At 64.5% G+C, this 19996-nt stretch carries 14 protein-coding genes; 5 read left to right on the top strand and 9 right to left on the bottom strand.

Features of this window, described 5'->3' with window-relative positions; all coding sequences use genetic code 11:
* The first annotated feature begins 32 nt into the window (after positions 1-32).
* Both RTQ46_RS10500 and RTQ46_RS10495 read left to right on the top strand, forming a co-directional pair.
* A complete protein-coding gene (locus RTQ46_RS10500) occupies positions 33-1220 on the top strand; it encodes a cation:proton antiporter (protein WP_312436402.1) in 1188 nt (395 codons plus the stop codon).
* A complete protein-coding gene (locus RTQ46_RS10495; RefSeq protein ID WP_312436401.1) occupies positions 1221-2351 on the top strand; it encodes a YbdK family carboxylate-amine ligase in 1131 nt (376 codons plus the stop codon). It abuts the gene before it with no gap.
* Positions 2352-2488: 137 nt separating this feature from the next.
* Here the strand turns inward: RTQ46_RS10495 and RTQ46_RS10490 are convergent, their stop codons facing one another.
* The 9 genes from RTQ46_RS10490 to kdpF all read right to left on the bottom strand — a co-directional run bounded on the left by RTQ46_RS10490 (position 2489) and on the right by kdpF (position 13877).
* Positions 2489-3514 (bottom strand): alginate lyase family protein, encoded by a 1026-nt coding sequence (locus RTQ46_RS10490; protein ID WP_312436400.1) that lies wholly within the window; start codon positions 3512-3514, stop codon positions 2489-2491.
* 26 nt (positions 3515-3540) lie between these two features.
* Positions 3541-4548 (bottom strand): type 1 glutamine amidotransferase, encoded by a 1008-nt coding sequence (locus tag RTQ46_RS10485; RefSeq protein ID WP_312436399.1) that lies wholly within the window; start codon positions 4546-4548, stop codon positions 3541-3543.
* A 366-nt stretch (positions 4549-4914) separates the two neighbouring features.
* A complete protein-coding gene (locus tag RTQ46_RS10480) occupies positions 4915-5664 on the bottom strand; it encodes a TorF family putative porin (RefSeq protein ID WP_312436397.1) in 750 nt (249 codons plus the stop codon).
* Positions 5665-5796: 132 nt separating this feature from the next.
* On the bottom strand, positions 5797-6504 hold the full coding sequence (gene kdpE / locus RTQ46_RS10475; RefSeq protein ID WP_312436395.1) for a two-component system response regulator KdpE: 708 nt from the start codon (positions 6502-6504) through the stop codon (positions 5797-5799).
* Complete coding sequence (locus RTQ46_RS10470) at positions 6497-9220, bottom strand: DUF4118 domain-containing protein (protein WP_312436394.1); 2724 nt, start codon at positions 9218-9220, stop codon at positions 6497-6499. Before RTQ46_RS10470 ends, kdpE begins: the two co-directional genes overlap by 8 nt.
* Before the next feature lie 102 nt (positions 9221-9322).
* The gene (gene kdpC, locus RTQ46_RS10465) at positions 9323-9898 is read right to left on the bottom strand and encodes a potassium-transporting ATPase subunit KdpC (RefSeq protein WP_312436392.1); all 576 of its coding nucleotides are present in this window, start codon (positions 9896-9898) and stop codon (positions 9323-9325) included.
* 9 nt (positions 9899-9907) lie between these two features.
* Entirely contained in the window at positions 9908-11974 is a 2067-nt protein-coding gene (kdpB, locus tag RTQ46_RS10460) for a potassium-transporting ATPase subunit KdpB (RefSeq protein ID WP_312436391.1), read from the bottom strand.
* Positions 11971-13788 (bottom strand): potassium-transporting ATPase subunit KdpA, encoded by a 1818-nt coding sequence (kdpA, locus tag RTQ46_RS10455; RefSeq protein WP_312436389.1) that lies wholly within the window; start codon positions 13786-13788, stop codon positions 11971-11973. The genes kdpB and kdpA overlap by 4 nt, the downstream gene beginning before the upstream one ends.
* A complete protein-coding gene (gene kdpF, locus RTQ46_RS10450) occupies positions 13788-13877 on the bottom strand; it encodes a K(+)-transporting ATPase subunit F (RefSeq protein ID WP_034746483.1) in 90 nt (29 codons plus the stop codon). The genes kdpA and kdpF overlap by 1 nt, the downstream gene beginning before the upstream one ends.
* 451 nt (positions 13878-14328) lie before the next feature.
* Between kdpF and RTQ46_RS10445 the strand changes: the two genes are divergently transcribed.
* The 3 genes from RTQ46_RS10445 to RTQ46_RS10435 are packed head-to-tail and all read left to right on the top strand — an operon-like array spanning position 14329 to position 19982.
* On the top strand, positions 14329-16326 hold the full coding sequence (locus RTQ46_RS10445; protein ID WP_312436385.1) for a DNA topoisomerase IV subunit B: 1998 nt from the start codon (positions 14329-14331) through the stop codon (positions 16324-16326).
* Entirely contained in the window at positions 16326-18035 is a 1710-nt protein-coding gene (locus tag RTQ46_RS10440) for a molecular chaperone HscC (protein WP_312436384.1), read from the top strand. The genes RTQ46_RS10445 and RTQ46_RS10440 overlap by 1 nt, the downstream gene beginning before the upstream one ends.
* Entirely contained in the window at positions 18036-19982 is a 1947-nt protein-coding gene (locus tag RTQ46_RS10435; RefSeq protein ID WP_312436383.1) for a hypothetical protein, read from the top strand. It begins immediately after the preceding gene.
* The last annotated feature ends 14 nt before the right edge of the window (positions 19983-19996 follow it).

Raw genomic sequence — 19996 nt, 5'->3', positions numbered from 1 at the left:
GCCGGTGCCAGCGCTACTTCAAAGGAATCAGCATGCAAAGTCTCCTCGCTATCGCCGCCGACCTGTCCTGGCCGTTCGCCATCACGCTGGCCTGGGTCATCGGCGAATTCGGCCACCGCTGGACCGGCCTGCCGCGCATCAGCTTTTATGGCGTGATCGGCTTTATCCTGGCGCAGACGCAGGTGGGCATCCTGCCGCAGACGGACGCCGGCCCCATGCTGGTGCTGGCCGACGTGGCGTTCGGTTTGATCCTGTTCGAGGTCGGCTACCGCATCAACCTGCGCTGGCTGAAGAACAATCCGTGGATCGCCGTGGCCGGCCTGGTCGAAGCACTGGGCACCTTTGCCATCGTGTATTTCATCGCGCTGGAATTCGATACCTCGCGCATGACGGCGCTGCTGCTGGCGTCGCTGTCGATGTCGACCTCGCCCGCCACCATCATGCGCGTCATCAATGAAGAGCGCAGCTCGGGCCAGGTGACGGAACGCCTGGTGCACCTGACGGCGCTCAACTGCGTGCTGGCCGTGTTTACCTTCAATATCATCGTCGGCTTCTGGATGTTCCACAGCTCGACCGACCTGGTCGAAGCGACCAGCAGCAGCGCCGCCGTGCTGGCCGCCTCGGTGGGCGCCGGCACCGTGTTCGGCATCATCGTGCCGGCCATGCTGCGCCGCCTGGGCAATATGGCGCAGGACGCCACCGTCGCCTTTGCCCTGTCGGTGATGCTGCTGGTCGCCCTGACCTACACCACCAGCCTGTCGCCGCTCCTGGCTACCCTGACCTTCGGCCTGGTGGCGCGCCACCGCCGCGTGGCCTTCAGCCAGGCGCAGCGCAATTTCGGCGCGCTGGGCGAACTGCTGACGGTGCTGCTGTTCGTGTACGCCGCCTCGACCCTGGAATGGGCCAGCGTGACGGCCGGCGCGGCGCTGGCCGGCGCCGTGATCGCCGGACGCCTGCTGGCCAAGACGGTCGGCGTGGCCGCGTTTTCGCATGTCAGCGGCATCTCGTGGCGCAAGGGCATCCTGACCGGCGTGGCGCTCACGCCCGTGTCGGTCTTTATCATCCTGCTGCTGGAACACGCGCGCCAGCTGGGCGTGAACTTCGGCGACGAACTGAATGCACTGGCCGCCATCACGCTGATGCTCGAACTGCTCGGCCCCGTGCTGGTGCAGCGCGTGCTGATGCTGGCAAAAGAAACCCATGAAATCAAGGAGCGCTAAATGCCGCTGGAACCCTTTGGCCAATCGGCCGCGCTGACCTTCGGCGTCGAACTCGAACTGCAACTGGTGAACCTGTCGGACTACGACCTGACAGCGGCCAGCCCGGACCTGCTGCACCTGCTGGGCAAGAAGCCGTTTCCCGGCAACGTGACGCCGGAAATCACCGAGAGCATGATCGAGATTAATTCGAGCGTGCACACGCACCATGAACCGCTGCTGGCGCAATTGCAGGAGATCCGCGACACGCTGGTCGCGGCCGGCGACAAGCTCAATATCGGCATCGCCGGCGGCGGTACTCACCCGTTCCAGCAATGGTCGTCGCAAAAGATCTTTTCCAAGGCGCGCTTCCAGGAGATCTCGGAACTGTACGGCTACCTGGCCAAGCAGTTCACCATCTTCGGCCAGCACGTGCATATCGGCTGCGCCTCGGGCGACGACGCGATGTTTCTGCTGCACTCGCTGAACCGCTACATCCCCCACTTCATCGCCCTGTCGGCCTCGTCGCCGTACGTACAGGGGCGCGATACGCTGTTCGATTCGGCCCGCCTGAATTCCGTGTTCGCGTTCCCGATGAGCGGACGCGCACCGTTCACCTTGAGCTGGGACCAGTTCTCGAACGAGTATTTCGCCAAGATGGAGAACACCGGCATCATCAAGAGCATGAAGGATTTTTACTGGGATATCCGCCCCAAGCCGGAATTCGGCACCATCGAACTGCGCGTGTGCGACACCCCGCTGACGGTGGAACGAGCCGCCGCGCTGGCCGCCTATCTGCAGGCGCTGTGCCGCTACCTGCTTGAGCGCCGCGAGGTGCCGCCGGTGGAAGACGATTACCTGGTCTACAACTACAACCGCTTCCAGGCCTGCCGCTTCGGCCTGGACGGCGCCATCACGCATCCGAAAACCTACGAGACCATGTCGCTGCGCGAAGACATCATGACCACCCTGCGCAAGATGGAGCCGCACGGCGAAGCGCTGGGCAGCACGCAGGCGCTCAAACACCTGTCCGACGTGGCCAAGCAGTGGAGCGACGCGCAGTATCTGCGCAAGCAGTACAACCTGCAGGGCAGCGCCGAGGGCATGGTCGATTCGGCGATTCGCTGCTTCCGGGGCGAGCCGATGAATTATTGAATCGACGGGACATCAACCATGGTGTCGGCTTACGCGCTGCGCGCTAACCCGACCTACATGCCCGTGCCATTTGCGTAGGTCGGATTAGCGGGGCAAGGCCTCGCGTAATCCGACAACACCAGCGCCGCCAATGTTCATCAGAACAGCGCCAGCGCCCAGGCCGGCGGCTGCAATTCCCGCGCCAGCGGCGCATAGGAGGCGTCGAAGCGCGACGCCAGCAGATACACATTGGCCGCGCCTTGCCGCTCCCAGTTGCCCGTAAATCCCTTCTGGCCCGCGGCTACGCGCTTGCGGTCGAACGGCACCGCGCTCTTCGCGAATTCCTCGTGCGTCTGTTTCCCTTGCGCGTACGGCGCCAGCCAGGCCAACGCCTCTTTCAGGCGCTGCGCGCCGGCTGCGCCATACCAGTCGTCGCCATGGGCTTGCGCCATCAGCGCGGCCGTCAGCAGCGGCTCCAGGCTGTAGGTGGTGTAATGCAGGGCGTCGCGCTGCTCGAAGTCGAACGGCACGCCGCCCTGCCCGATATTGCGCGGCACATGCGCCATGAAGCGGTCCCTGGCACGCGCTACCAGCGCGGCGTCGCCCGACAGACAGGCGGCTGCCGTGCCGATCTTGATGCGGTGGCTATGCCAGTTGTTGCGCGCCGTCGAGGGACCGCCCACCTTGACCGGATCGCTCAGGTATCCCCCGGCCAGCGTGCGGCAGAACGCGTCGAACTGCGCGAGCTCGCCCGCATTCAAACGCTCCTGGATCAGGTCCACGCCCATCAGCAGGCTGGCCAGCTCGGTTTCGTCGACCGGGCTGAACGAGGGCTGATACTCTTTGCTCCAGGCCAGCACCAGCTTGCGTGCCTTGTCCAGGTATGCCGCGTCGCCCGACAGGCGCCAGGCCAGCGCCTGCAGCCGCGCCTGGCGCCAGTCCTCCTGCGCCTGCTGGCTTTGCGCACGCCCGTCTTCGCCGTCCAGCAATCCTCCAGTGCGCACTTCCTTCATCAGGTGCACGGGCCGCTGCACGGCCTTGTGCGCCGCGCGGATCACCTGCGCGGCGATGTTGGCCGGCACCTGCGTTTTCAAGGCAGCAGCACGCGCTGGCGATGTCAGGGCAAACGGCAGTGTATCGCCGCGCGGTGCCGCAAACGCGCCCGCGAACGGCAGCGCCAGCATGCTTCCCAGGATACCGCGCCGGGTAATCAAAAGCGGGTCTCGCGCGCGGCGCGCAGGAAGTTGTCGAGGATGGGCGTGCAGTCGAGCAGCTCGACGCCGCCGGCCGAATGGAATTCCGGGTGCCACTGCAGGCCCATCACGAAGCGCGCGCGCTGGTAGCGGATCGCCTCGACGATATTGTCGCCATGCGAATACGCTTCCACCGTGATGTCGCGCCCCAGGTCTTTCACCGACTGGTGGTGGATCGAATTGACCAGCGCCTCGCCGGTTTTGGGAAACAGCCCGGCCAGGGTCGAGCCTTTCGGGAAGACGATGGTATGGCGGTGGCGGTCATACAGGTCGTTCACGTGGGCCGACGCGCCTTCCACGTCCGACGCGATATCCTGGTACAAGGTGCCGCCAAAACCGACATTGATCAGCTGGCAGCCACGGCAGATGCCCAGCACCGGTTTGCCCGCATCGACGAATTCGTGCAGCAGTTCCAGTTCATACAGGTCGCGCGCGCGGTCGCCGCTCCATTCGGGCCGCGTGGCCGCCTCCGAATAGGTCTGCGGCGACACGTCCGCGCCGCCCTGCAGCACCAGGCCGTCGAGGTGGCGCGCATAGTGGCGCAAGGTGATATTGCTGGGATGCAGCAGGCCGCTGGTATTGACGGTCGGGATCATGAACACCAGCACGTCGCGCGACATCACCCACTGCGCGATCGACTCTTCCAGGTACTGCAGGTTCTTGCTGCGCAGGCCGGTGGCACCCGGCTCGGGATGGAAAATGCGCGCCGAGATACCGATGCGCAAGGTACGCCGCATGAAGTCGCGCCCCGCCTTGTCGCGCATCGAGCGATAGCGCGAGGTCAGCACGCGCCAGGCCAGCGCCAGCGGCGTGTCGTTGGCCTTCAGATAGCGCGGCGCCGCTTCGCGCGAACGGCGCTCGCGCTCGTCGGCATCGGGCGCGCGGCCGACACGGTCGGGACGTGCAGCACGGGGAGCAGAATCCGGGGCGGCTGGGGAAACGTGGGAGGCTTTGTCGTCTGACATAACTTGGCTTGCTCGATGGCGGGGACGATTTCAATATAAACCTCCGTTCCGGAAAGCACGATTCAATTTTGTAACAAAAACGTACAGGTATGGCATAACCGCAACAACCACTATTCTGGCAGGCTCAGGTCGGCACAGGGGAACGCGTGAATCGACATCGCCAGTGCAGCCAACACTATTGTCGGATTACGCGGCGTTCCGCCGCTAATCCGACCTACGAGATATGTTGCTGACTTGTCAGCGCACCGAAGCCGCGCGTTATGGCCGCAGGCGCAGATCGGATTAGCGCAACGCGTAATCCGACACCGCCAGTGCCGCCAACAATACAGGCGGATTACACGGCATTGCGCCGTTCATTCCAACTGTTTAAAACACCTTGCTGACCGTCAGCACCAGCGCCGTCTTGCCCATGAATTTGCCATTCACGGGGGAGGCATAAGCCGACTTCGAGGCATTGGTGCCGATCACGGCCAGCGCACCGGTCACCACGCCGAAGTCGCGCGTGACGCCCACTTTCCAGTCGGTGTAGCTGGCCGCATCGTTGTTGCGCACTTTCTGGCGGCCCGCGTGCAGGTTGCCGGTCCAGCCGTTGGTGAGGTCGATATTCGCGCCCAGGTCGAGGTAGCCGCTGTTCTTGCTGTCGACGATGCCGAACAGGTTCGAGACGGCGTGCGAATACTTGATGTACGCCGGGCCGTACGACAGCTGGCCGTAGACTTCCTGCGTGTCCGCGTCGGCAAAGCCGGCGACATGCTTCAGGCCGTTGTCGGCATACACATAGGCCAGCACGCCGACGTCGTAGCCGATATCGGCATTGATCTGGCCGCGCTTGCCCGCGTACAAATCCATTTCCACGTCGCCGCTGCCGCCCGCGTCTTTTGTCCATTTGATGGTCGAGGCCCAGGCGCCCACGTACAGGCCGGTGGGGTTGTTGACGTAGTCAAGCCCGCCCTGCAGCGCCGGTTTCAGGCGGGTCTGCGAAATGCCGCGGAAGCGGTAGTCGGATACGCCGGCGACGTTGAAGCTGACTTCATGGTCCGGCTTGGCTTCCTGTGCGTGGAGCAGGCCGGAGGCGGAGGCAAACGTGGCGGCGATGGCAAATACGATTTTGTTCATGGTAAGTACGTCTTCATTGGTGGTTGGGCCTTTGCCGGAATGGCGCAGCTGGCCCCTTGCTGCAAAAATTGGGGTAAAGCGTCCCCCTGGCGCGCGCGGCGCCCGTTTTCCAGACGGAGGACGGCAGTAGTTTTAGAGGGGCAGCAGCAACCTGTAACCGACTGCCGTTTCCGTCAGCAGGTACTGCGGCTGGGCCGGATCGGCTTCCAGTTTCTGGCGCAAGTGGCCCATGTAGATGCGCAGGTAATGGCCGTTGTCCAGGTTCGACGGCCCCCATACTTCGCGCAGCAGCTGCGGATTGGTGACCACCCTGCCCGCGTTTTTCACCAGCACCGACAGCAGGCGGAACTCGGTCGGCGTGATATGCACCAGCTGCTTGTCGCGCATGACCAGGCGATTTTTCACGTCGACCGAGACGTCGCCGAAGCGCACCACGCCGTCGTCGGGCGCATTCGGCTGGCGCTGGCGGCGCAGGGTGGCGCGCACGCGGGCCAGCAATTCGCCCACGCCGAACGGCTTGGTCAGGTAGTCGTCGGCGCCGGCGTCGAGGGCGCGGATTTTTTCGTCCTCATTGATACGCGCCGACAGCACGATGACCGGCACGGCCGACCATTTGCGCAGGTCGGCAATAAAATCGATGCCGTCGCCGTCGGGCAGGCCCAGGTCGAGCACGACAAGATCGGGCCGGCGCGTGCCGGCGTCGATCAGGCCGCGCTGCAAGGTGGCAGATTCATGCACCTGCCAGCCTTCGGCTTCCAGCGCGGCGCGCACGAAACGGCGGATCTGCGGTTCATCCTCGACCAGCAAGGCGGTGGGGGCGTTGGCAACAGTGTCATTCATGATCGGTTCCAGGTTCTGTCAGGTCGAGCTCCTCGGGCGGCGCCGGCGGCGTGCCCAATGGCAGCGTAAAGACAATCGCCGCGCCGTGCGCCGGGGCGGGTGCCTGCGCCGCAATCGTGCCGCCATGCGCTTCGACGATGGCGCGGCAGATCGCCAGCCCCAGGCCCACGCCGGGCAGGTTCGACTCGCGTTCGCCGCGCGTGAATTTTTCAAAGATCGCTTCTTCGCGGCCGGGCGGCAGGCCCGGGCCGTCGTCCTGCACCGTCACCTGCAGCCACTGGCCATGCACGCCGGCGGCAATCGTGATGGTGCTGTGCTCCGGCGTGTACTTGGCCGCGTTTTCCAGCAGGTTGCACAGCACGCGCTCGATCAGCACGGCGTCGTAGCGCACCAGGGGCAAGTCCGGCGCCAGCACGGTGCGCAGCTGGTGCCGCGCCAGTTGCGCTCCGCTCGCGCGCAGGGCGCTGCCGACCACTTCTTCCAGCGCCTGCCATTGCAGGTTGAGCCGCACATGGCCGCTTTCGATGCGCGCCATGTCGAGCAGGTTGGCCACCAGGGCGCTCATGCGCACGGTTTCCGACTGCAGCGCGCGCGCCATTTCCAGCTGCGCATCCGATAGCAATGGCTTCGACAGCGTCAGCGATTCGGCCAGTCCCACCAGCGACGTCAATGGCGTGCGCAGGTCGTGCGACAGGGCCGCCAGCAGCGAATTGCGCAAGCGCTCGGACTCCATCTGCACCAGCGCGTCCTGCGCCACGTCGATATAGTGCACGCGCTCCAGGGCAATCGCCGCCAGTGCGGCAAAGGTGTCGAGCTGCTGGCGCTGTTCCGGCACCAGCAGCGCGCGCCGGTGTCCCGACGTGCTCAAGGGCAGCAGCGCCAGCACGCCGCGCGTGCGCATCGGCGCGATCAGCGGCAGATAAAAGATATCGGAACCGGGCAAGGTGTCGGTGCCGGTGCCGGCCGCCTGCGCATGGTCGAACGCCCATTGCGCGATGCCGAGGTCCAGCTGGCCGGCGTTGGCTGGCGCCTGCAGGCGGCCGTCACCGTCCGGCAGCAGCAGGGTGGCGCGTGCACGGAAAGCGTGTTCGATGGCGCGCCGCGTGATCTCGAAAATCTCCTCGGTCTGCAGTACGCCGGACAGCTCGCGCGAGAATTCGTACAGGGCGCGGGCGCGCGCTTCGCGGTGCGAGGCAACCTTCGCCTGGAAGCGCAGGCCGGCAGTCAGGTGGCCCGTGATCAGGCCCACGGCCAGCATCACACCGAAAGTGATCACGTACTGAAAATCGCCCACTGCGAAGGAAAAGCGCGGCGGCACGAAGGCAAAGTCGAAAATGGCCACGCCCACCAGGCTGGCCAGCGCGGCGGGACCGCGCCCCAGCCGCACCGCCACCAGCACCACCGTCAGCAGGGACAGCATGGCGATATTGGCCAGGTCGATATACGGCAGCAGCGGCACCGAAGCGAACGCCGTGGCCAGGCTGGCGCCGGCAGCGAGCGCATAGCGCCAGTGGCGCGCCGGGCGCGGCAGCGACGCTTCTTCTTGCGCCTTGCGTGGCGTCGCGTCGAGCGCCGGCTGCCCCACTTCGATCAGGTCGATATCGGAGGCCAGCTGCGCGATACGGAAGGCCGGTGGCGCATGCCACAGGCGCGCCAGTGTGCCGCTGCGGCTGCGCCCGACGATCACTTTGGCAATATTCTCGCCGCGCGCATGCGCGACGATGGCGCCGGCGATATCGGGCGACGCCACGATGGCCGTGCGCGCACCGAGGTCCTGCGCCAGTTTCAGCGTGTTGAGGATGCGTTCGCGCTCGCGTGCCGGCAGGCGCTGCAGGCGCGGCGTTTCCACGTAGACGGCATGCCATTCGGCGTTCAGCTGGCTGGCCAGGCGCGCCGCGCTGCGCACCACCTGCTCGCCACCCGCGTGCGGTCCCACGCAGGCCAGGAGCGCCGCCCCCGTCTTCCAGACCGGATTGATCGATTTCTCGACGCGGTAGGCCTGCACATCGTCCTGCACCCGGTCGGCCGTGCGGCGCAGCGCCAGCTCGCGCAGGGCGATCAGGTTACCCTTGCGGAAAAAATGCTGCGAGGCCCTCTGCGCCTGCTGCGGCTGATACACCTTGCCCTGCTTCAGGCGCAGCAGCAGTTCGTCAGCCGGCAGATCGACCAGCACCACTTCATCGGCGCGGTCGAACACGGTGTCGGGCAAAGTTTCAGCCACGCGCACGCCGGTAATCCCTCCCACCACATCGTTCAGGCTTTCCAGGTGCTGCACATTGACAGTGGTGAACACGTCGATGCCGGCCGCCAGCAGCTCCTCGACATCCTGCCAGCGCTTCGGGTGGCGCGAGCCGGCCACGTTCGAGTGGGCCAGTTCGTCGATCAGGATAATGGCAGGTGCGCGCAGCAGGGCCGCGTCGAGATCGAATTCGGGCAGGGTCTTGCCGCGGTATTCCAGATTTTTTGCCGGCAGCAGCGGCAGGCCATCGAGCATGGCCATGGTCTCCTGGCGGCTGTGCGTTTCCACCACGCCCGCCAGCACGTCCTGGCCATCGGCCAGCAGCTTGCGCGCGGCCGCCAGCATGGCATAGGTCTTGCCGACGCCGGCCGAGGCGCCGAAGTAGATGCGCAAGCGGCCACGCGTGGCTTTGTGTTCCTGCGCCTGGACCTGGGCCAGCAGGGCGTCGGGGTCGGGGCGTTGGTCGTTGGAGGGCATGGGGTCTTTTAAATTTGAACCAAACCCGAGGCTAAACCTGGGGTCGGACCCTGAGGGTCCGACCCCGGTATTTCGCCGTTGGGTTAAAAAAATGATTTCATCTTACTTCTGCATTGCATCGAGCGCCAGATTCAGCTCCAGCACATTGACGCGCGCTTCGCCGAAAAAGCCGATATACGCGGTTTTCTGCACCTTGGCGATGGCGTTTTCCACCTGCGCCAGCGGCACGGCGCGCACGCGGGCCACGCGCGGCGCCTGGTACAGGGCGGCGGCCAGGCTGATTTCCGGGTCCAGGCCGCTGCCCGACGCCGTCACCAGGTCGACCGGAATGGCGCGCTGGTTATCGGGGTCGGCTTCCTTCAGCGCGGCGATGCGCGCCTTGACGGCATCGACCAGCGCCGGATTGGTCGGCCCCTGGTTCGAGCCGCCGGAGCCGGCGCCATTGTTGGCCATCGGCGCGGTGGCCGACGGACGGCCCCAGAAGTATTTCGGCGAGGTGAACGACTGGCCGATCAGGGCCGAGCCGACCGGCTTGCCACCGCGCTCGACGATGCTGCCGTTGACTTCATGGCTGAAAGCCAGCTGCCCGATGCCGGCCGTGGCCAGCGGATAGGCCACGCCGCAGATGACGGTCAGCGCGGCAAACAGGACCAGGGCGGGACGTACGATGGTGCTCATGATAATCCTTTAAATGAAGTTCAGCGCCGACAGCGCCATGTCGATCAGCTTGATGCCGACAAACGGCAGCACGATGCCGCCCAGGCCATATACCAGCAGGTTGCGGCGCAGCAGGCTGGCCGCGCCGATGGCCCGGTACTGCACGCCTTTCAGGGCCAGCGGAATCAGCACGACGATGATCAGCGCGTTGAAGATCACGGCCGACATGATGGCCGACGACGGGCTGGCCAGGTGCATGATGTCGAGCGCCTTCAACTGCGGATAGGTGCCGACAAACGCTGCCGGAATGATCGCGAAATACTTGGCGATATCGTTCGAGATCGAGAACGTGGTGAGCGAGCCCCGCGTCATCAGCATCTGCTTGCCGATTTCAACGATTTCCAGCAGCTTGGTCGGGTTCGAATCGAGATCGACCATATTGCCCGCTTCTTTTGCCGCCTGCGTGCCCGAGTTCATGGCCACGGCCACGTCGGCCTGGGCCAGCGCCGGCGCGTCGTTGGTGCCGTCGCCCGTCATCGCCACCAGCCGTCCTTCGGACTGGTAGCTGCGGATCAGTTTCAGCTTGTCTTCCGGCGTCGCTTCGGCCAGGAAGTCGTCGACGCCCGCTTCGGCCGCAATCGCCGCCGCCGTCAGCTTGTTGTCGCCGGTGATCATCACCGTCTTGATGCCCATGCGGCGCAGTTCCGCAAAGCGCTCCTTGATGCCGCCCTTGACGATATCCTTCAGCTCCACCACGCCCATCACGCGGCCGGCATCGACCACCACCAGCGGCGTGCTGCCGCGGCGCGCGATATCGTCCACGGTGCGCGCCACGTCGGCCGGATACGGCTGGCCCAGCGCTTCCACATACTTTTTGACGGAATCGGCGGCGCCCTTGCGCACCTGGCGATCGGCTATATCGACGCCGCTCATGCGCGTCTGCGCCGTGAACGGGACAAACGTCGCCTGCAAGCTGGCCATCTCGCGTTCGCGGATATTGAACTGCTGCTTGGCCAGCACCACGATGCTGCGCCCTTCCGGCGTTTCATCGGCCAGCGAGGCCAGTTGCGCCGCATCGGCCAGCTGCTGCTCGGTGACGCCGGGCGCCGCCACGAAGCTCGATGCCTGGCGGTTGCCCAGGGTGATGGTGCCGGTCTTGTCGAGCAACAGCACGTCGACGTCGCCGGCCGCTTCCACCGCGCGGCCGGAAGTGGCGATCACATTGGCCTGCATCATGCGGCTCATGCCGGCCACGCCGATGGCGGACAACAACCCGCCGATGGTGGTTGGAATCAGGCACACCAGCAGCGCGATCAGCACGGTGATCGTCACCGGCGAGCCGCTGCCGGCGGCCGCCACCGCGAACAGCGAATACGGCAGCAAGGTGACGGTGACGATCAAAAACACGATCGACAGCGCGACCAGCAGGATGGTGAGCGCGATTTCATTCGGCGTCTTCTGGCGCTTGGCGCCTTCGACCATGGCGATCATGCGGTCGATGAAAGCCTCGCCAGGATTGACGGAAACGCGCACCAGCAGCCAGTCCGACAGCACGCGGGTGCCGCCGGTGACGGCCGAGAAGTCGCCACCCGACTCGCGGATCACGGGCGCCGATTCGCCGGTGATGGCGCTTTCGTCGACCGAGGCCACGCCGGCCGTCACTTCGCCGTCGGCGGGGATCACGTCGCCCGCTTCGACCAGCACCGTCATGCCTTTGCGCAGGTCGGTCGCCGGCGTCGGCAGCCACGAGGTACCGTATTTCGGCACCTGCATTTTCTTGGCCATCACGGTCTGCTTCAGGGCGCGCAAGGACGCCGCCTGCGCCTTGCTGCGTCCTTCGGCCAGCGCTTCGGCAAAGTTCGCGAACAGCACGGTAAACCACAGCCAGACAGAAATCGCGGCGATAAAGCCGAACGGCGCTTCGCCCTGGCCATTGAGCGCCTGGATCGCCAGCAAGGTGGTGATGATGCTGCCCACGTAGACCACGAACATCACGGGGCTGCGCCACTGCGTGCGCGGGTCGAGTTTCTTGAAGGCGTCGCCGATGGCGGGCAGCAGCAAGGCGGGGTCGAACAAGGTCAAAGTTCTGGTTTTCATGGCAGTTGAGTAAAGAGTTGCAGATGTTCGATCACGGGGCCCAGGGCCAGCGCCGGCACGTAGTTCAATACGCCCACCAGGATCACCACGCCGACCAGGAGGCCAATGAACATGGGGCCATGCGTGGGCATGGTGCCGGCGTTGGCCGACAGGCGCTGCTTGGCGGCCAGGGAACCTGCCACGGCCAGCACCGGCACAATCACGGCAAAGCGGCCGAACCACATGGCGATTGCCAGCATCACGTTATAGAACGGCGTATTGGCGGACAGGCCGGCAAACGCGCTGCCGTTGTTGTTGGCGGCCGAGGTGAACGCGTACAGGATTTCCGAAAAACCGTGCGCGCCCGGATTGGCAACGCCTACCGTGCCCTGTTCCAGCATGACGGCGATTGCCGTGCCCACCAGTACCAGCGTTGGCGTGACCAGGATGGCCAGCGAGACCATCTTCATTTCATGCGCCTGGATTTTCTTGCCCAGGTATTCCGGCGTGCGCCCTATCATCAGGCCGGCCATAAAGACGGCCAGGATGGCGAACATCAGCATGCCGTACAAACCCGTGCCGACACCGCCGAACACCACTTCGCCGAACTGCATCAGCAGCAGCGGCACCATGCCGCCCAGGGGCATGTAGGAGTCGTGCATGGAGTTGACGGCGCCGCACGAGGCAGCGGTGGTGACGGCCGCAAACAGCGCTGACGAACTGATGCCGAAACGCGTTTCCTTGCCTTCCATATTGCCGCCCGCCTGCAGGGTGCTTTGCTGCTGGTCGACGCCCAGCGCCTGCAGCGCAGGATTGGCCTGCTGCTCGGCCTGGAATACGCCGGCCGTCATGACGACAAAGATCAGCGTCATCGCCGCCAGCACGGCCCAGCCCTGGCGATAATCGCCCACCATGCGGCCAAACGTGAAGCACAGACCGGCGGGGATAATGAAGATGGCCAGCATCTGCAGGAAGTTCGACAGCACCGTCGGATTTTCATACGGATGGGCGGAATTGGCATTGAAAAAACCGCCGCCATTCGTGCCCAGCAGCTTGATCGCTTCCTGCGAGGCGACCGGCCCCATGGCGATGGTCTGCGTGGCCGCGACCTGCGCTTCCATCACCGGCTTGCCGGCCGCGTCCAGCACGGGCTGGCCGGCGGCATCGGCTTTCGGCGTTTCATACTGCACTTGGTCGAGCAGCGTGACTTCCTTGTACGGCGAAAAATTCTGGATCACGCCTTCGCCCATGAACACCACCGACAGGGCCAGCGACAGCGGCAGCAGGATGTACAGGGTCGAGCGCACCAGGTCGACCCAGAAATTGCCGATCGATTTGCTGGATTTCGCAGAAAAGCCGCGTACCAGCGCAAAGATCACGGCGATGCCGGTGGCGGCCGAAAAGAAGTTCTGGCAGGCCAGGCCCAGCATCTGCGTCAGGTAGCTCATGGTCTGCTCGCCCGAGTAGCCCTGCCAGTTGGTATTGGCGACAAAGCTGATGGCCGTATTGAACGAAGAATCCGGACCCACGTTGCCCAGGCCCTGCGGGTTGAACGGCAAGAAGCCCTGCAGGCGCTGCAGGCCATACACAAAGAAGGCGCCGACGGTATTGAACACCACCAGCGCGATGGCGTAGCGCTTCCAGCCCATGGCGCGGTCGGGTCCCGCCTTGACGCCGGCCAGGCGATACAGCAGGTCTTCACATTTCTGCAGCCAGCCCAGGCCACGGATCGGGGCATCGCCCGCAACCTTGGCCATGTACAGGCCCAGCGGATAGCCGGCTGCCAGCAGCACGGCCAGGAACAGCACCAGCAACAGTATCGATTGCGTCGTCATTACAGCTCCTCGGCTTTCAGCAGCGCCACCAGCAGGTAGACCAGCAGGCCGGCCGAGACCACGGCGCCCAGCACATAAAAGGCGTTCATTGCGCGCCTCCGAGCTTGTCGCAGGCGCCGGCAAAGCCGGCCACCACGACATAAAAGACGGCCATCAGGCCCAGGTATACGAGATCCATTCCCACCCTCATTCAGGTTTGTTTTTGATGGTGTGAAGCTTAGCCAGAAGGGTCTAAAAAATTCGTAAAGACTGGGATGGCCGGTGTAAACAGGATGTAAAAATTGCCGTATACCATCGCTCGATGCGCTGGCGTTTGCACCATAGTTGCCAAGGAGTAGCGCCATTGCGCGCCGATCACGATAGAATGCGCGAGCGTCCGCACAAGGACGCCGGGCCTGCCGCGATGCGCTCCCACAGTGACGCGAAGCGCGATATACTGTATATTCATACAGTTATTGCCGCCGCTGTCACTTTGTCATGACGCTGCACAGCAAGCGCGCCTGGCGTTCCAACCACTGTCTTTATTTAGCTTGAACACGTATGGCCACTAAAAAACCAGCATCCGACTACAGCGAATCATCCATCCGTGTCCTGAAAGGACTGGAACCCGTCAAGCAGCGCCCGGGGATGTATACCCGCACTGAAAATCCGCTGCACATCATCCAGGAAGTGATCGACAATGCCTCCGACGAGGCGCTGGGCGGCCATTGCACCCATATCGCCGTGACGCAAAACGCCGACGGCAGCATCACGGTCGAAGACAATGGCCGCGGCATCCCCGTCGGCCTGCACCCCGAGGAAGGCGTGCCGACCGTGGAAATCGTGTTTACGCGCCTGCACGCGGGCGGCAAGTTCGACAAGGGCTCGGGCGGCGCCTATGCGTTCTCCGGTGGCCTGCACGGCGTTGGCGTATCCGTCACCAATGCGCTGTCGTCGCGCCTGGAAATTACCGTCTGGCGCAAGGAAAGCGACGGCAACGGCCTGCACCACATGGTGTTTGCCGACGGCGACGTGATCGAACCGCTCAATTCGCGCCCTGCCCCGCGCGACGGCAAGAAGTCGGGCACGCGCGTGACCGCCTGGCCGAACGCCAAGTATTTTGATTCGCCGAATATCTCGCAGCCCGAGCTGCAGCGCCTGCTGCGCTCGAAAGCGGTGCTGCTGCCGGGCGTCACCGTCACGCTGACCAACGCGAAAACCGGCGACACGCAGACCTGGCTGTACGCCGAAGGCCTGCGCGGCTACCTGACCGAATCGCTGGCGCAAGTGTCGAATGGCGAAACGCTGATCCCCCTGTTCGAAGGCGCGCAGTACGCCAGCAGCGAATCGGAAGGCTTTGCCGAAGGCGAAGGCGCGGCCTGGGTGGTGGCGTGGACAGAAGAAGGCGCCATCGTGCGCGAATCCTATGTCAACCTGATCCCCACCTCGAACGGCGGCACGCACGAATCGGGCTTGCGCGAAGGCCTGTTCGGCGCCGTGAAAAACTTCGTCGAGATGCATTCGCTGCTGCCGAAAGGCGTCAAATTGCTGCCCGAAGACGTGTTTGCGCGCGCCTCGTTCGTGCTGTCGGCAAAAGTGCTGGACCCGCAATTCCAGGGCCAGATCAAGGAGCGCCTCAATTCGCGCGACGCCGTCAAGCTGGTGTCGACCTATACCAAGCCGCCGCTGGAACTGTGGCTGAACCAGCACGTCGATTACGGCAAGAAGCTGGCCGAGCTGGTGATCAAGCAGGCGCAGTCGCGCCAGCGCTCGCTGCAGAAAGTGGAGAAGAAAAAATCGTCGGGCGTGGCCGTCTTGCCGGGCAAGCTGACCGACTGCGAATCGTCGGACATCACGCGCAATGAACTGTTCCTGGTCGAGGGCGATTCGGCCGGCGGTTCGGCCAAGATGGGCCGCGACAAGGAATTCCAGGCCATCCTGCCGCTGCGCGGCAAGGTGCTGAACTCGTGGGAAACCGACCGCGACCGCCTGTTCGCCAATAACGAGATCCACGATATCGCGGTGGCGATCGGCGTCGATCCGCACAGCGCGGGCGACACGCCCGACCTGTCCGGCCTGCGCTATGGCAAGGTGTGCATCCTGTCCGATGCGGACGTCGACGGCTCGCACATCCAGGTGCTGCTGCTGACGCTGTTCTTCAAGCACTTCCCCGCGCTGATCGCCAAGGGCCATATCTGCATCGCCCGTCCGCCGCTTTACCGCGTGGACGCGCCGGCGCGTGGCAAGAAGCCGATCCAGAAGATCTATGCGCTCGACGACGGCGAACTGGTGGCCATCGAAGACAAGCTGCGCAAGGAAGGCGTAAAACAAGGCGCCTGGGCGATCTCGCGCTTCAAGGGCCTGGGCGAGATGAACGCCGAACAGCTGTGGGAAACCACCATGAACCCGGACACGCGCCGCCTGCTGCCGGTGATGCTGGGCGCGGTCGACCATATGGCGTCTTCCTCGCGCTTTAACATGTTGATGGGCAAAGGAGAGGCTGCGGGTCGCCGCGCCTGGATCGAAGAACACGGCAACGAAGCGGAGGCGGACATCTGATGATTATCGGCATCGACCTGGGCACCACCAACAGCCTGGTCGCCATCTGGCGCGACGGCAAGGCTTCGATCATTCCGAATGCACTGGGCGAGCACCTGACGCCGTCGTGCGTCAGCATCGATGAAGACGGCACCGTGCTGGTGGGCCGCGCCGCGCGCGAGCGCCTGCAGACGCACTCGCAGCTGACCGCCTCCGTCTTCAAGCGCTATATGGGCAGCGAGAAGAAGATCACGCTGGGCACGCAGCAGTTCCGCCCCGAGGAACTGTCGTCGATGGTGCTGCGCGCACTGAAGGAAGATGCCGAAGCGTTTTTGGGCGAGAAGGTCGAAGAGGCCATCATCACGGTGCCGGCCTACTTCAGCGATGCGCAGCGCAAGGCCACCCGCATCGCGGGCCAGCTGGCGGGCCTGCGTGTCGAGCGGTTGCTCAACGAGCCGACCGCCGCCGCGCTGGCGTACGGCATCCGTGACAAGGAGCAGGAAAGCAAATTCCTCGTGTTCGACCTGGGCGGCGGCACCTTCGACGTATCGATCCTGGAACTGTTCGAAGGCGTGATGGAAGTGCGCGCCTCGGCCGGCGACAATTTCCTCGGTGGCGAGGATTTCGTCACGGTGCTGGTCGACGCCTTCCTGGAGCACAGCGGCTTGCGCACGGCGCTGGGCAGCCGCCAGTTCGACGCGCGCCAGCAGCAGGTGCTGCGCGACGAGGCGGAACGCGTCAAGCGATTATTGTCCGACCAGTCGCCGGTACGCATGAACACGCGTTTTGAAAACACCGACTACAGCTGGGAAATCGGCGAAGAGAAACTGGCGCAGCTGTGCGAGCCGCTGCTGACACGTTTGCGCCTGCCGGTGGAGCGTGCGCTGCGCGACGCCACCATCCGCGCCGCCGAATTGAACGAAGTGGTGCTGGCCGGCGGCGCCACGCGCATGCCGCTGGTACGCAAGCTGGTGTCGCGCATGTTCGGCCGCTTCCCGGCCATCCACCTCGATCCGGACGAAGCGATTGCGCTGGGCGCGGCCGTGCAGGCGGGCCTGAAAATGCGCGACGCGGCGCTCGATGAGGTGGTGATGACGGACGTGGCGCCGTATTCGCTGGGCATCGGCATTTCGCGCCAGGTGGGCCCGAACCAGTACGAAGGCGGCCATTACCTGCCGATTATCGAGCGCAACTCGGTGGTGCCGGTGTCGCGCACGGAAAACATCGTCACCATCCACGACAACCAGAAGGAAATCAACGTGGCGATCTACCAGGGCGAATCGCGACTGGTAGCCGACAATGTCTTCCTCGGCAAGATCACGTTTCCGATTCCCGCAAAAAAAGCGGGCGAAGTGGGTATCGACGTGCGTTTTACCTACGATATCAGCGGCGTGCTGGAAGCCGAAGTGACGGTGCTGGCCACGCAGGAACGCCACAAGATGGTCATCAGCGACAACGCCGGCGTGATGACGGCCGAGCAGATCGAACAGCGCTTCGCTGAACTGGCCGACCTGAAGATCCACCCGCGCGACCAGCTGGAAAACCGCACCCTGGTCTCGCGCGCCGACCGGCTGTACGAGCAGTCGCTGGGCGACGTGCGCCAGTACCTGGCCGCGCATACGGCCAACTTCCAGGCCGCGCTGGAAACACAGGACCCTTCCACCATCCGCAAGGCGCGCGCGGCGCTGGACGAGGTCTTGCGCCAGGTCGAGAGCGAGAGCTTCCTGTAAATGGACGGCGGCATCGACAAGCGGCGCAGCCTGTGGGACATCCTGGGCACGGAGCCGACCGGCGACGAGCGCGCCATCAAGCGCGCCTATGCGAAACGCCTGAAGGTCACGCGGCCCGAAGACGACCCGCAAGCGTTCCAGGAACTGCGCGACGCGTATGAATATGCGCTGCACCATGCGCCGCGCTTTGCCGCGGAGCTGGCGGAAATGCAGGACAATTCGTCACTGCCTGATGCCGAAGACGAGCGTTCCGGACCAGTGGCGGAAATGCCGGGGTCAGACCCGTCGGGGGAGCGCGTTCCAATGGAACGCACTCCGATCCCGCAGGGACTGACCCCAGTTCTTGCCGTTGGGTTGAAAGCGGACGAAGGTCCAACGGCCTCCTTGCCAGAACATCAGCCGCCAGCCGAACTGTGGGGCATCGTTGAAAACACCATCCTCCCACCTCCAGCCGAGCTATGGGGCGTGATCGATACGCCGCCGCCTCCTGAATTGTGGGGCGTGGTCGAGATCGACCCGGCCGAAGAAGCGGCCAGTATCTGGCAGTCCTGCCTCGACCAGCTGCAGCAGCTTGACGCCGAGCAGGCGCTGGCGCATGTCCTGCAAGACCAGGCCCTGCTGAAACTCGACGTGCGCGAGGAATTCGAACTGTGCGCGCTGCGCTACTGCGCCAGCGAAAACTACAACATCGACCTGCGCGACACAGTATTTGAAGCGCTGGGCTGGAACCACGACTTTTCCTACCTGGCGCGCAGCCATGGCGACCTGGTGCGCAGCGCCGTGCAGCGCTACCGGGCCGACCAGTCGTTCATGCACTTCATCGATTTCGGCCAGAACTATCCGGGCCTCGACTGCATCATGTCGCAAAAGCCGCCATCGGCCTATGCGCGCCAGCTGTTCGATGAAAAATTCACGAAACAGCTGCGCGAGCTGCTGTACACGATACGCTGGCATCACGGCGAGATGCTGGCCTACAAGCTCGATACCGAACAGTTCGAGCGCTGGGAGCATGCGGTCTTTTCCAAGCGCTATTTCAGGCAGACGGCCTTGCAATCGGCCGGCCTGGGCATGGTGCTGCATTTCATGCTGTCGGGGGTGCTCAGCGTGGCCGGCATGAAACTCGACGACATCGGCAGCAAGGCCAGCCTGTTCGGCTTCCAGGCGCTGGCGTTTGCGCTGCTGGCCATGCTGGCGTTCCGATGGCCGGCGCCCCTGTTCGACAAGCTGCAGGCAGCCAAGCAGTGGGCGGACCAGCGCATGCCTGCATTGCAGGCGCGTCCCGGCCTGCTGCAGCTGGCCTGGATCGTCCCGTTCATGCTGGTGTCGCAGCTATTGTTCGTGCGCGGCGCGGACCCTGCCCTGCGTATCGCCACCGCCGGCGCGCTGTGCGTGCTGGCCCTGCTGGCGTTTGCCGCCAACCGCGCGCTGCTGCAAGGCTTGCTCGGCTACGCGGTGGGCGTGTCGCTGTTTGCCAGCATCTTCATGAGCGGCAAGGGATCGGAGGGACTGGCGATCAGCGACAGCATGATGCTGGTGTTCTGCCTGCTGGTGCTGTCGCTGCGCACGGCCAATGGCCTGTATGCGCAATGCGGCTGGCCGGAGGCCATGCTGCCGCGCTTGCGCGCCGCGTGGGGTATCGGCTGCCTGACCGGATTGACGGCGCTATACGTCCATCCGGCGAACGCAAACGTGCTGGGCGCCCTGCTGTTCGTGTGGGCCTGCGTGGGCATGCTGTTTGCCCCCGTCGACCTGCGCTGGAAGTCGGCCTGGCCGCTGGTGGTGACGCCGGCGCTGGCCACCTTTCTGCTGGCCGGCCAGCCATCTGGCGCGCCATCGCCCACCATGGTCAAGCTGGGCGCCGTGCTGGCGCTGGCGGTCCTGTATTTCACCTTGCTGCACCTGTACCGCATTTACCGGCTATCGAAAGCCGGAAACGGGCTGTCATAATCAGTCCACGAGTT

The sequence above is a fragment of the Janthinobacterium sp. genome (assembly GCF_031995485.1).
In the GTDB taxonomy this organism is placed as follows: domain Bacteria; phylum Pseudomonadota; class Gammaproteobacteria; order Burkholderiales; family Burkholderiaceae_D; genus Janthinobacterium.
The sequence above is the reverse complement of the archived record's forward strand: the minus strand, read 5'-3'. Positions and strand labels throughout refer to the sequence as shown.